Origin of the sequence: Streptomyces sp. NPDC056224 (genome assembly GCF_042267665.1) — a bacterium.
Taxonomy (GTDB): domain Bacteria; phylum Actinomycetota; class Actinomycetes; order Streptomycetales; family Streptomycetaceae; genus Streptomyces.
Window position 1 is genome coordinate 91,674 of sequence record NZ_JBHJTK010000020.1, and the last position, 11,721, is coordinate 103,394.

Annotated in this window: 11 protein-coding genes; 7 read left to right on the forward strand and 4 right to left on the reverse strand. The window is 72.0% G+C overall.

From position 1 onward, the window contains the following. The first annotated feature begins 77 nt into the window (after positions 1 to 77). On the forward strand, positions 78 to 1,460 hold the full coding sequence (locus ACFCZ1_RS22800) for an FAD-binding oxidoreductase (protein ID WP_376680108.1): 1,383 nt from the start codon (positions 78 to 80) through the stop codon (positions 1,458 to 1,460). 5 nt (positions 1,461 to 1,465) lie between these two features. Here the strand turns inward: ACFCZ1_RS22800 and ACFCZ1_RS22805 are convergent, their stop codons facing one another. Next, positions 1,466 to 1,945 carry an SsgA family sporulation/cell division regulator gene (locus ACFCZ1_RS22805; RefSeq protein WP_376680109.1) on the reverse strand — a complete coding sequence of 160 codons (480 nt, stop codon included), beginning with the start codon at positions 1,943 to 1,945 and terminating at the stop codon, positions 1,466 to 1,468. A 257-nt stretch (positions 1,946 to 2,202) separates the two neighbouring features. On the opposite strand from ACFCZ1_RS22805, the gene ACFCZ1_RS22810 reads away from it, so the two are divergent. Both ACFCZ1_RS22810 and ACFCZ1_RS22815 read left to right on the forward strand, forming a co-directional pair. Continuing rightward, on the forward strand, positions 2,203 to 3,837 hold the full coding sequence (locus ACFCZ1_RS22810; RefSeq protein ID WP_376680110.1) for an RDD family protein: 1,635 nt from the start codon (positions 2,203 to 2,205) through the stop codon (positions 3,835 to 3,837). 87 nt (positions 3,838 to 3,924) lie between these two features. Then, positions 3,925 to 4,629, forward strand: coding sequence for an RDD family protein (locus tag ACFCZ1_RS22815; protein ID WP_376680111.1), 705 nt, complete (start codon positions 3,925 to 3,927; stop codon positions 4,627 to 4,629). A 12-nt stretch (positions 4,630 to 4,641) separates the two neighbouring features. On the opposite strand, the gene ACFCZ1_RS22820 is transcribed toward ACFCZ1_RS22815, so the two are convergent. Continuing rightward, entirely contained in the window at positions 4,642 to 4,977 is a 336-nt protein-coding gene (locus ACFCZ1_RS22820; protein WP_376680112.1) for a hypothetical protein, read from the reverse strand. Positions 4,978 to 5,450: 473 nt separating this feature from the next. Here ACFCZ1_RS22820 and ACFCZ1_RS22825 point away from each other — a divergent pair, with 473 nt between their 5' ends. Then, entirely contained in the window at positions 5,451 to 7,805 is a 2,355-nt protein-coding gene (locus tag ACFCZ1_RS22825) for an immune inhibitor A domain-containing protein (protein ID WP_376680140.1), read from the forward strand. Between the two features lie 112 nt (positions 7,806 to 7,917). Beyond that, positions 7,918 to 8,220, forward strand: coding sequence for a hypothetical protein (locus tag ACFCZ1_RS22830; protein WP_030825287.1), 303 nt, complete (start codon positions 7,918 to 7,920; stop codon positions 8,218 to 8,220). 133 nt (positions 8,221 to 8,353) lie between these two features. Here the strand turns inward: ACFCZ1_RS22830 and ACFCZ1_RS22835 are convergent, their stop codons facing one another. Further along, positions 8,354 to 8,947, reverse strand: coding sequence for an isochorismatase family protein (locus tag ACFCZ1_RS22835; protein ID WP_376680113.1), 594 nt, complete (start codon positions 8,945 to 8,947; stop codon positions 8,354 to 8,356). Positions 8,948 to 9,076: 129 nt separating this feature from the next. Continuing rightward, positions 9,077 to 10,405: a nicotinate phosphoribosyltransferase gene (locus tag ACFCZ1_RS22840; protein ID WP_376680114.1), complete on the reverse strand. Its 1,329-nt coding sequence runs from the start codon at positions 10,403 to 10,405 to the stop codon at positions 9,077 to 9,079. An 80-nt stretch (positions 10,406 to 10,485) separates the two neighbouring features. On the opposite strand from ACFCZ1_RS22840, the gene clpS reads away from it, so the two are divergent. Together clpS and ACFCZ1_RS22850 are read left to right on the forward strand one after the other, a co-directional pair. Continuing rightward, the gene (gene clpS, locus ACFCZ1_RS22845; protein WP_376680115.1) at positions 10,486 to 10,800 is read left to right on the forward strand and encodes an ATP-dependent Clp protease adapter ClpS; all 315 of its coding nucleotides are present in this window, start codon (positions 10,486 to 10,488) and stop codon (positions 10,798 to 10,800) included. Then, positions 10,800 to 11,414 carry a DUF2017 domain-containing protein gene (locus ACFCZ1_RS22850; RefSeq protein ID WP_376680116.1) on the forward strand — a complete coding sequence of 205 codons (615 nt, stop codon included), beginning with the start codon at positions 10,800 to 10,802 and terminating at the stop codon, positions 11,412 to 11,414. The genes clpS and ACFCZ1_RS22850 overlap by 1 nt, the downstream gene beginning before the upstream one ends. Positions 11,415 to 11,721: the final 307 nt, after the last annotated feature.

Consider the following 11,721-nt stretch of genomic DNA (forward strand, 5'->3'; position numbering starts at 1 on the left):
ATGAAGAGCTCACCGAGATGTCCGAAGCCGGTCGCGGCCGTGTTCACACCGATGGCCCCGGGTGCCACGCTGACCCCATGGATGACGACCTCTTCGCACGTCTGCGCGCACGTCTGCTGCAAGGGCTCCCCGCCGAGGCCCTGCTCACCGACCCCCAGGTGACCGCCTCCTACGCCACCGACATGGCCAGCTTCTGCGCCGCCGGAACACCGGCCGCCGTCGTCCTGCCCCGGACCGTCGAACAGGTCCAGCACGTCATGCGCACCGCCACCGCCCTACGGGTCCCCGTGGTCCCGCAGGGCGCCCGCACGGGCCTGTCCGGCGCCGCCAACGCCTCCGACGGCTGCATCGTGCTCTCGCTCGTCAAGATGGACCGGATCCTGGAGGTCTCCGCCGTCGACCGGATCGCCGTCGTCGAGCCGGGCGTCGTCAACGCCGTGCTCTCGCGGGCCGTCGCCGAACAGGGCCTGTACTACCCTCCCGACCCCTCCAGCTGGGAGCAGTGCACCATCGGCGGCAACATCGGCACCGCCTCCGGAGGGCTGTGCTGCGTCAAGTACGGGGTCACCGCCGAGTACGTGCTCGGCCTCGACGTCGTCCTCGCCGACGGACGGCTGCTGCGCACGGGCCGGCGTACCGCCAAAGGCGTCGCCGGATACGACCTCACCCGGCTCTTCGTCGGCTCCGAGGGCAGCCTCGGCATCGTCGTCCAGGCCGTCCTCGCCCTGCGGCCCGCGCCGCCCCGCCAGCTCGCCCTGGCCGCCGAGTTCCCCTCCGCCGCGGCAGCCTGCGCGGCCGTCTGCGCCGTCATGGAGGCCGGACTGACGCCCTCCCTGCTGGAGCTGATGGACCGGACGACCGTCCGGGCCGTCAACGCGCTCGGGAAGATGGGTCTGCCCGAGACCACCGAGGCCCTGCTGCTCGCCGCCTTCGACACCCCGCACGCCCCCGAGGACCTCGCGGCCGTGGGGGAGCTGTGCACGGCCGCCGGGGCCACCGCGGTGGTGCCCGCCGACGACGAGGCGGAGTCCGAACTGCTGCTCCAGGCGCGCCGGATGTCGCTGACGGCCCTGGAGACGCTCCGGCCCGCCACGATGATCGACGACGTGTGCGTGCCGCGCTCCCGGCTCGCCGAGATGCTGGAGGGGACGGCCGCCGTCGCCCGCTCGTACGGCCTGCTCATCGGGGTCTGCGCGCACGCCGGCGACGGCAACACCCACCCCGTGGTCTGCTTCGACCCGGCCGACGAGGACGAGACGCGGCGGGCCCGCGAGTCCTTCGACCGGATCATGGCGCTCGGCCTGGAACTGGGCGGCACGATCACCGGCGAACACGGCGTCGGAGTGCTGAAGAAGGAGTGGCTGGCCCGCGAACTCGGACCGGTGGGCCTGGAGATGCAGCGCGCCGTCAAGCAGGCCTTCGACCCGCTGGGGCTGCTCAACCCCGGCAAGCTCTTCTGACGGCATCACAGCTCCCCGTCCGCCGACTCGTCCGACGGCCAGGGGTCGCGCAGCCACAGCTCGTCCGCCGGGGTCGGGGTGAGCAGCTCGGCCAGGGCGGCGTCCAGGCCGATCCGCTCGGCCTCGGTCCCGGGCGGGACGACGCGCAGGGTGCGCTCCAGCCAGGCCGACACGGCGGCGGCGGGGGCCTCCAGCAGGGCGTCGCCGTCGGGCGAGCTGAGGGCCATGCAGAGCACGGCCCTGTTGTCGATCTTCGTGGGCCAGATCCGGACGTCTCCGTGGCCGCACGGGCGGAACACCCCCTCGACCAGCAGCTCGCGGGCGAAGGTCCAGTTGACCGGGGCGCTGGAGCCGGAGTGGAACGTGATGTGGACGGCGTACGGGTCGTCGCTGAGGTAGAGGAGCCGGGCGGGTACCGGGATGCTGCGCTCGGGGGACAGGACCAGCTTCAGTTCCAGCTCGCGCTCGATGACGGGGTGGTGCATGACGGCCTCACTTCGGTTCGGTGCGTGGGGCCGGACAGCGCCCCGCACCCGGAGAGAGCTCCGGTGTACCCGGGTATGACGCGACTTCGGGCGAGGAACCAAAGGTTGGCCGAATCCTGTCGGGTGACGAGAAATAGCCGCATACCCGAGTTTCGCTCGAAGGTTGACAATCTCCCGTTACCGGACCTGTCGGGGGGCGGTTCTTGGCTATGGTCCTCCCCTGCACATGCCTCAAGCCACGAACGGAGTTGGGGACATTGACGGCCTCCCCTGGTGACGGCGAGCACGCGGCCCGCGAGGGCTACTACCCGGATCCCTCCATCCCCGGGTACGTCCGGTACTGGAACGGCGCCGCCTGGGTTCCGGGTACGAGCCGCCCTGCCCCCGCTCCCGCTCCCGCCGCGCCGGTCGAGGAGACGGGGCCGGTGTTCCTGGACCGGACCTCGGTGACGGAGGCGCTGGCGGAGCCCGAACCGGAACGGGAACCGGAGGCGGCGCCGGGGCCGGGGTCGGAGCCGGAGCCCGTGCTCCGGGTGGTCGCCGAACCGGTCGCCGGGCGCGGCGCCGGGCGCGCCCCCGAGCGGGCCGCGGAGCAGGCGGTGTGGCAGGCCGACCCCCTTCACCAGGCAGGCTTCGGCGGGCCGCGCGACCACCGCGTCTCGTGGGGCAGCCCAGCGGAGCCTCCGGCGGCCCCGGGCCCCGGGATCTCCCTGGCCCGTACGCCGTCCGCCGCGGCGGCGGCCACACCGGCCCAGCGGTTCCCGGCCCAGGCGGCGGCCGGGATCCTCTCGGCGCGCTCCCCTGCGGCGGCGGCCCCGGCTCCGGCCCCGGCCCCTGCTCCGACCCCTGCTCCGACCCCTGCCCCCGAGGCGGTCCCCGCCCCCGAACCGGTCCCGGCTCCGGCATGGCCCGACGCTCCCGGTGGCAGCGGCTCCGGCGGCTCCGGCCTGACGTCCTCCTGGCCCGAGGCGGTGGCGGCCCCGGCGGTGCCCCCGTCCGAGGCGGTCCGCCCGTTGCGGCTCCGTACCACGGGAGCCGCGCCCGCCGCCGCACATGCCGCCGCGCCCGCCGCCCCGGCCGAGCCGTTCCCGCGGGAAGCGACCGCACGCCGCTCCCCGACCCCGATCCCGGCCCCGGCCTCGGACCGCGCCGCGGCCCGGGACGGCTCCGCCGGGGCCCAGCCCGCCGAGGCGCCCCGCTTCGATCCCTGGCAGCCCCGGACCGGAGCCCGTCCCAAGCTTCCGCCGCGCGGGACGACGGTCCCGGCCGGGCCCCGGGCCGAACCCGCGCCTGAACCCGGGCCCGGGTCCCGCTCCGAGTTCCGGCCCGAGTCCCGGCCTGAGTCCCGGCCCGAATCCCGGCCCGAATCCCGGCCCGAGGGCACCCGTACGCCCCGGGCCGTGTTCGAGCGGATGGCCGAACGGGCCGTGCGCCCCGCCGGGCTGGTGCGCCGGGCCGTGGCCCGCGCCCTGGACTCGCTCGTCCTCGCCGCGGTCGGCGCGGCGGCCGCCCGGCCCCTCCTGCCCGCCGCCACCGCCCACGTCCAGGGCAAGGTGGACGCCGCCCGGACCACCGGCCGCACCACCACCGTGTGGCTGCTGGACGGCACCATCGTCGGCCACCTCGGACTGGTCCTCGGCGCGGTCGTGCTCTTCGGCGTCTTCTACGAGGCGCTGCCCACCGCCCGTTGGGGCCGCACCCCGGGCAAGAAGCTGCTCGGCGTCCGGGTGCTCGACGTCGCGACCCTGCGCCCGCCCACCTTCGGCGCGGCCCTGCGCCGCTGGCTGGTGTACGTCCTCCTCGGCATCCCGGGCAGCCTCTGGTGCCTCGTGGACCGCCCGCGGCGCCAGGCCTGGCACGACAAGGCGGCCCGGACGTACGTGGCCCGCTGAGGCCCGCCGAGCCGCCCGGGACGGGGCCGCCCCCCGATCGGACGCCCTCACGTTGCGGGGGTGACGGAGCCGGGTTCGACTCGGGCCATGAGTACCGATCAGCCGCCGCCCGGCGAGCCGCCCGAGGAAGACCCGTTCCTCAAGAAGCCCCAGGAACCGACGCCGCCGTCGGGCGGTTCGCCGTACGACTCACCGCCACCCGGGGGCGCGGGCGGCGGCGGGGGCGGATATCCGACCCCGCCGCCCCCGTACGACGGCGGCCGCGACCCGTACGGCGGCAGCGGCGGCTACGGCATGCCCGATCCGCTGGCCGGGATGCCCCCGCTCGCGGACTTCGGCAAGCGGCTCGCCGCCCGCATCATCGACGTGCTGATCATCGCCGTGCCCCTGTTCCTCATCCAGCTGGCCTTCGGCCCGAACCGGTACACGGTCGAGACGAACAAGGGCGAGGACGTCACCGAGGTCATCACCAAGTCCTACAGCGGCAGCGGTCTGGTCATGACGCTGATCTCGATCGTCGCGTACGTGGGCTACGACTGGTGGTTCACCAAGAAGAGCGGGCAGACCGTCGGCAAGAAGGCGATGGGCCTGCGCGTCGCGATGCTCAACGACGGCAGCGTCCCGCAGTCGAACGCGGCCCTCTCCCGCGCCGCCGTCCTGTGGCTGCCGACGCTGATCTGCTGCTTCTGCCTGTGGCCGATCGCGCTGGTGATCTCGATCCTCGTCGACAAGCCCTACAAGCAGGGCCTGCACGACAAGGTCGCCAGGACCGTGGTCGTCCAGACCACCTGACGCCCGTCGGGCTCAGTGGTGAACGGAGTGTTCGGCGGCGGCCGTTCGGGGTTCCGGAACCCGGGCGGCCGCCGGCGCGTCCGCGTCCGCGTGCGGGGCGGGAGCGGGGGCGGATACCGGGAGGGAGGCCGTGGAGGCCGCGGGAGCGCCCGCACGGGCCGCGTGGCGGCCGCGGCGCCCCGGGTGGGGCACGGTGACGGCGACGAGCAGACCGAGCCCGAGGGCGGCGGCGGAGATGACCGCGATCCCCAGCCCCGTGCTCGTCCGTGAGAGCAGCAGCATGGCTATCGTCGACACGACGACGGTGGCGGACCCGTAAGCGAGCTGTGCGGCGGTCGGACGCGGCATGGGGATAATCCGTCCTCGGGGAGGGGAGGGGGAGTCGGCTCAACCTGGTCGCGCGTCAAGAGACTCTACGACGGGAATGCCCGAGCGGAACCGCCGGTAAGCGTGACCTAACCCACGGTGCCGGAGCACGGGGGGCGCACGGGGTCATCTTCCTCACACCGGCATGCCCGAAATGCCGTACCGGAAGCACGTGATGGACGGCCGGGAAGCACCCTTCGCCCCAGATGGCTGCCGAACGTCCGAATAGCGGAACTGGCTGACCGCATAGTGCAGTTGTAAGGAACAAGTCAAGGTCTGTCTTTTCTCTCGACTCTCCGGTCAAATGTCGTCACTTGAGACGCGCGCCGCGCGGAACCCCCCGCTCCTATGGAGACGTTCCGACCTATGCTGCGGCCGCGGGAGGGGAACGACATCAAGTGACCAGCAATTCCGCCCGTCGGCGTGCGCTTCGTGCTGCCGCCGTCACCGTGACCATGGCCGCGTGTGCGACCAGTGCCACCTTCTTCACCGTCACCGCGGCCCAGGCCAACCCTGGTTCCGTCGGGGCGCCCGCCTCCGACCGGCAGGACCCGACCGCTCCTGCCAAGGTCGTCGAGCACGACCTCAAGGGCCCGTTCAGCGAGCAGCAGGCCCAGCAGCGCAAGGCCGCTCTGGACCAGGTGCTGGCCGGCAAGAAGGACGTCGAGCAGCGCGGCGCCTCCAAGGTCGTCAAGCTCGACGACAAGAAGTACGTCGAGCTCGGCCGCGAGAAGACCGACAAGATCTTCACGATCCTCGTCGAGTTCGGCGACCAGGTTGACAGCACGACCATGTTCGACCCGGACGGTCCCGGCCCGAAGCCGGCGGTCCCGAAGTACGGCGGCACCCCCGGTCCGCTGCACAACACGATCGCCCAGCCGGACCGCGCCCAGGACAACAGCACCGCCTGGCGCAAGGACTTCAGCCGCGACTACTTCCAGGAGCTGTACTTCGGTACGGGCCAGGGCAAGGACTCGCTGAAGACCTACTACGAGAAGACCTCCTCGGGCCGCTACTCGGTCGAGGGCGAGGTCGCCGACTGGGTCAAGGTCCCGTACAACGAGGGCCGTTACGGCTCCAACTACTGCGGCCAGACCAACTGCTCCAACGTGTGGGACACCGTCAAGGACGGCGTCACCGCGTGGACGGAGGCCCAGAAGAAGGCCGGGAAGACCGACGCCCAGATCAAGGCGCAGCTGGCCCAGTACGACCAGTGGGACCGCTACGACTTCGACGGCGACGGCAACTTCAACGAGCCCGACGGCTACATCGACCACTTCCAGATCGTCCACGCGGGCGAGGATGAGTCGGCCGGCGGCGGCGTGCAGGGCACGACCGCTCTGTGGGCGCACCGCTGGTACGCCTACGGCACCGCGGCGGGCAAGACCGGCCCGGAGAACAACAAGGCCGGCGGCACCCAGATCGGTGACACCGGCATCTGGGTCGGCGACTACACGATGCAGCCGGAGAACGGCGGACTCGGCGTCTTCGCGCACGAGTACGGCCACGACCTCGGTCTGCCGGACCTCTACGACACCTCCGGTGGCGGCGAGAACTCGGTCGGCTTCTGGTCCCTGATGTCGGCCGGCTCCTGGCTCGGCACCGGCAAGGACTCCATAGGCGACCTCCCGGGCGACATGACCGCCTGGGACAAGCTCCAGCTGGGCTGGCTGAACTACGACAAGGCCAAGGCCGCGTCGAAGTCCACCCACAAGCTGGGCGTTGCGGAGTACAACACCAAGGACAAGCAGGCGCTGGTCGTCGAGCTGCCGAAGAAGCAGGTCAAGACCGACGTCGTCGCTCCCGCCGAGGGCTCCTCCCAGTGGTGGAGCAACATGGGTGACGACCTCAAGAACACCCTCACCCGGTCGGTCGACCTGACGGGCAAGACGTCCGCCGCGCTGTCCCTCAAGGGCTGGTGGGACATCGAGGCCGACTACGACTTCCTCTACACCGAGGTGTCCACGGACGGCGGCGCCACCTGGACCGCCCTCGCCGGCACCGCCGACGGCACGGCCCTCCCGGCCGACGCCTCCGGCAGCCCGTCGCTGACGGGTGCCTCCGGCGCCTGGAAGTCGCTGAACTTCCCGCTCGACGCCTACGCGGGCAAGAAGGTCGACCTCCGCTTCCGCTACCAGACGGACGGCGGCGCGGGCGGCAAGGGCTTCACGGCCGACGCCGTCACCCTGACCGCGGACGGCTCCGCGCTCTTCACCGACGGCGCCGAGAACGGCGACAACGGCTGGACCGGCAAGGGCTTCTCGCGCATCGGCGCCGGCTTCACCAAGGAGTACGCGCAGTACTACCTGGCCGAGAACCGCCGCTACGTCTCGTACGACAAGACCCTCAAGGTCGGCCCGTACAACTTCGGCTTCGGCAACACCAAGCCCGACTGGGTCGAGCACTACCCGTACCAGGACGGCCTGCTCATCTGGCAGTGGGACACCTCCCAGAAGGACAACAACACCAGCCAGCACCCGGGCCAGGGTCTGATCCTTCCGATCGACGCCAACGCCAAGCCCATGAAGTGGGCGGACGGCACCCTGCTGCGGAACAAGATCCAGCCGTACGACGCCGCGTTCAGCGCCTACTCGACGGACGCGTTCACGCTGCACAAGAACGGCGAGGCGCTGTTCCTGAAGCCGAAGCCCGCCCAGCTGGTCTTCGACGACCACAAGGGCAAGTACTACTACGACGAGAACCCGACCGGATCGGTGAAGGTCACTGACACCAACACCAAGATCAAGATCCTGAAGGAGACCTACGACGGTGAGGTCATGACCGTCGAGGTCGGCCCCTCTTCGAAGTAACTCGGTAAAACCGCAGGTCAAAGCATGATCGGCCGTCGCCCTCTAGCGGGCGGCGGCCGATCGCGTTTAGATGCGCGGTACGAGTTTCTTATTGACGGGGGAGATGACAGCCATGCCGGGTGGCGGTTTCGTCAGATTGCCGGGCGGCAGCGTGGTGGTCGCGCTCACGCTGCCGAGGCCGTCCGGAGAAGGCGGAAACGTCCGCGTCCTCGTGCACGCCGCGAACCGGGCCCGCGCCCTGACCAGGCTGCGGAACCTCGGCATGCGGGCCGTGTACCTGCGCGGCAACGCGCAGCCGCCGACCCCGGACGAGGTCACGGCCGTCCTGCACCACCCGGACGGCCTCCTGTGGCGCGGCGCACCCGACCGCGCGCAGGAGCTCTGGCACCCCATCCGGGCCCTGCTGGGGACCTGAGGGCCGTCCCCCGATCCCTGGTGGGTCGGCGCACGGAGCCTGGTGTTCCCGTACCGGGCGCGTTCGGGCTGCGGGCACGGCGGCGCGCCGCCGGTCCCGGCGTCGCGCGCCCGCCGGGACCGCGGGACGGCCCTCAGGAGGCCTTGCCGCCGATCAGGGTCACTCCGGCCGCCCGGAGCTCCTCCAGCGCCCTCGCGGTGGTGTGGGGGGCCACGGCGGCCGTCAGGTCGAGCAGCACGCGGGTGGTGAATCCGGCGCGGGCGGCGTCCAGGGCGGTGGCCTTCACGCAGTGGTCGGTGGCGATCCCGACCACGTCCACCTCGGTGACGTGCCGGTCCCGCAGCCACTGGGCGAGGCCCGCCCCGTTCTCGTCGGCCCCTTCGAACCCGCTGTACGCGGCCTCGTAGGCGCCCTTGTCGAAGACGGCGGCCACGGAGCCCGAGGCCACGGCGGGGGCGAAGTTCGGGTGGAAGCCGACGCCCTCGGTCCCGGCGACGCAGTGCACGGGCCAGGAGGACTCGTAGTCCGGCTCGGCCGGGGGGCGCGCGAAGTGGGTGCCCGGGTCGATGTGGTGGTCGCGGGTGGCGACGACGTGCCGGTAACCGGGGGTGGCCTGCCCGATGAACTCGGTGATGGCGGCGGCGACGTCGGCCCCGCCGGCGACCGCCAGGCTGCCGCCTTCGCAGAAGTCGTTCTGTACGTCGACGACGATCAGTGCGCGGTGCATCGCGTGCCCTTCGGTTCGATGGTGTCCTGCGGCGGGGCCCTGCGGGGCCTTTCCCCCACCCCGCCCCTTCCCGAAACGGGGGCGCCGCCCCGGACCCGGTACGGCGCGCCGGCGGTGGCGGCGCGGCCGCTACGCGTACTCGGTCGGGATCACGGCCTCGCCGCGCGAGAGCTGCGTCGCGGAGAGCGGGAGCCCGGCGCGGGCGGCGCGGTGGCGCTGCCGAGCGGCCTCCAGCGGCTCGCGGGCGACCACCTCGCCGCCCTTCACCAGTTCGACCAGCAGCTGCGAGTCCGCCAGCGCCGACGGAACCGGGCCCGTCCCGACGACCTCCGCCTCCGCCACGCCCTCCGCGTCGACCCGGCGGGCCGCCCACTTGCGCCCGCCGATCGAGGTCTTCCCGCCGGTGGACTTCTTCGCCACCGGCAGCAGCGGCGCCTTCGGGTCCGCCGACGTCGCCCGCGCCACCAGCTTGTAGACCATCGAGCACGTCGGGTGCCCGCTGCCCGTCACCAGCTGCGTGCCCACCCCGTACGCGTCCACCGGGGCCGCCGCCAGCGAGGCGATGGCGTACTCGTCCAGGTCCGAGGTGACCACGATCTTCGTCGAGGCCGCGCCCAGCTCGTCCAGCTGCTGCCGCACCCGGTGGGCCACCAGCAGCAGGTCGCCCGAGTCGATGCGCACCGCGCCCAGGTCGGTGCCCGCGACCTCCACGGCCGTCCGTACCGCCTCGGCCACGTCGTAGGTGTCCACCAGGAGCGTGGTCGAGCCGCCCAGCGAGGCCACCTGTGCGGTGAACGCGTCGCGCTCGCTGTCGTGCACCAGGGTGAAGGCGTGCGCGCTCGTGCCGACCGTGGGGATGCCGTACCGGAATCCGGCCGCCAGGTCCGAGGTGGAGGCGAAGCCGCCCACGTACGCGGCCCGCGCCGAGGCCACCGCGGCCAGCTCGTGCGTGCGCCGCGCGCCCATCTCGATCAGCGGGCGCTCGCCGGCCGCCGAGGACATCCGGGAGGCGGCCGCCGCGATCGCCGAGTCGTGGTTCAGGATCGACAGGATCACGGTCTCCAGCAGCACGCACTCGGCGAAGCTGCCCTCCACCCGCAGGATCGGCGAGCCGGGGAAGTAGACCTCCCCCTCCGGGTAGCCCCAGATGTCGCCCGAGAAGCGGTACGAGGACAGCCAGTCCAGGGTCCGCATGTCGACGACGGCCCGCTCGCGCAGGAACTCCAGCACCGCGCTGTCGAAGCGGAAGTTCTCCACCGCGTCGAGCACCCGGCCGGTGCCGCCCACCACGCCGTACCGGCGTCCCTCGGGCAGCCTCCGGGTGAACACCTCGAAGACCGAGCGGCGGTCGGCGGTGCCGTTCGCCAGGGCGGCCTGCAGCATCGTGAGCTCGTAATGGTCCGTGAAGAGCGCTGTCGACGGCACGTCCACCGGCAGGCCCAGGTCCGCAGGGTTCATGTCACGGATGCTAGCGCACATTTCGTCAGAGTGACGAGATGTAGGGCCCGTTTGTGCGACGGGCCCGTCACAGTGGCAGCATGGGACGAGTGAGTGTTGCTCCTGTAGAGATCGAACGCACCGAATCGGCCGAAGAGACCTTCGCGGTCCCCGAACCCGACGTCCCCTGGGTGACCCTGGTGCACAACGACCCGGTCAACCTCATGAGCTACGTGGCGTACGTGTTCCAGGCGTACTTCGGCTATTCCAAGGACAAGGCGCACAAACTGATGCTCGACGTCCATCACAAGGGGCGGGCGGTCGTCTCCAGCGGCAGCCGCGAGGAAATGGAGCGCGACGTGCAGGCCATGCACGGATACGGCCTGTGGGCGACCCTCTCCCAGGACCGCACCTGATGGGCGGCACGTTCCAGCCCCTCAAGGGCGGCAGTGGCGCCGCCGTCGCGCTCGAGGAGATCGAGATCTCCATCCTGCGCTCCCTGGCCGTCCAGCTGCTGGAGCTGATCGGCCCGGGCGAGCCGGAACCCGCGGAGGACGCCGACCCGCTGGCCGCGCTGTTCGCCGCCGACGGCCCGACCGAGCCCCCCTCCGACCCGGCGCTGGCCCGGCTCTTCCCCGACGCGTACGGGGGACCGGGCGCCGAGCCCGCGCAGGACCCCGAGGAACTGCGCGCCCGGTCGGCGGAGTTCCGCCGCTTCACCGAGAACGACCTGCGCACCCGCAAGCGGCAGGACGCGCTGGCCGTGGTGCGCAGCCTGGACGCGCTCACCCCGGCCGGCGACGGGGTGGCGGTCCTGGAGCTGACCGGTGAGCTGCCGCTGCGCTGGCTCGGGGCCCTCAACGACCTGCGGCTGACGCTCGCGGCGCGGCTCGACATCACCGAGGACGACGAGAGCGAGGCGCTCTTCCGGCTTCCGGACGACGATCCGCGCAAGCCGATGGTCATGGCGTACCTCTGGCTCGGCGGCCTCCAGGAGACCCTCGTCGAGACGCTCGCAGGGACCCTCTGAGGTTCCTCAACGGCGAGCGCCGTTCGCTCAGCGGACGCTCAAATCCGGATAACGATCAGATCACCGTCATACGGTGATCTGATTAATTTCGGGTGTTATGTCCCCGGTTTGCCGTGAGCTGCGCCACTTCTTCCGCCCCCGTTCACCCGCGATCACGTGATAGATCTTCACGACCGCCGACGGGACGCCACCCATGTCCCGCGGCGGGCTTGAACCGGCTGACCGCCGGGTGCAACTCCATCCGTATCCGGGGGGATCGAGGACCCGATCCGCGGCCTGCGAAAGGCGCGGGTCGGCGTGGAGAAAG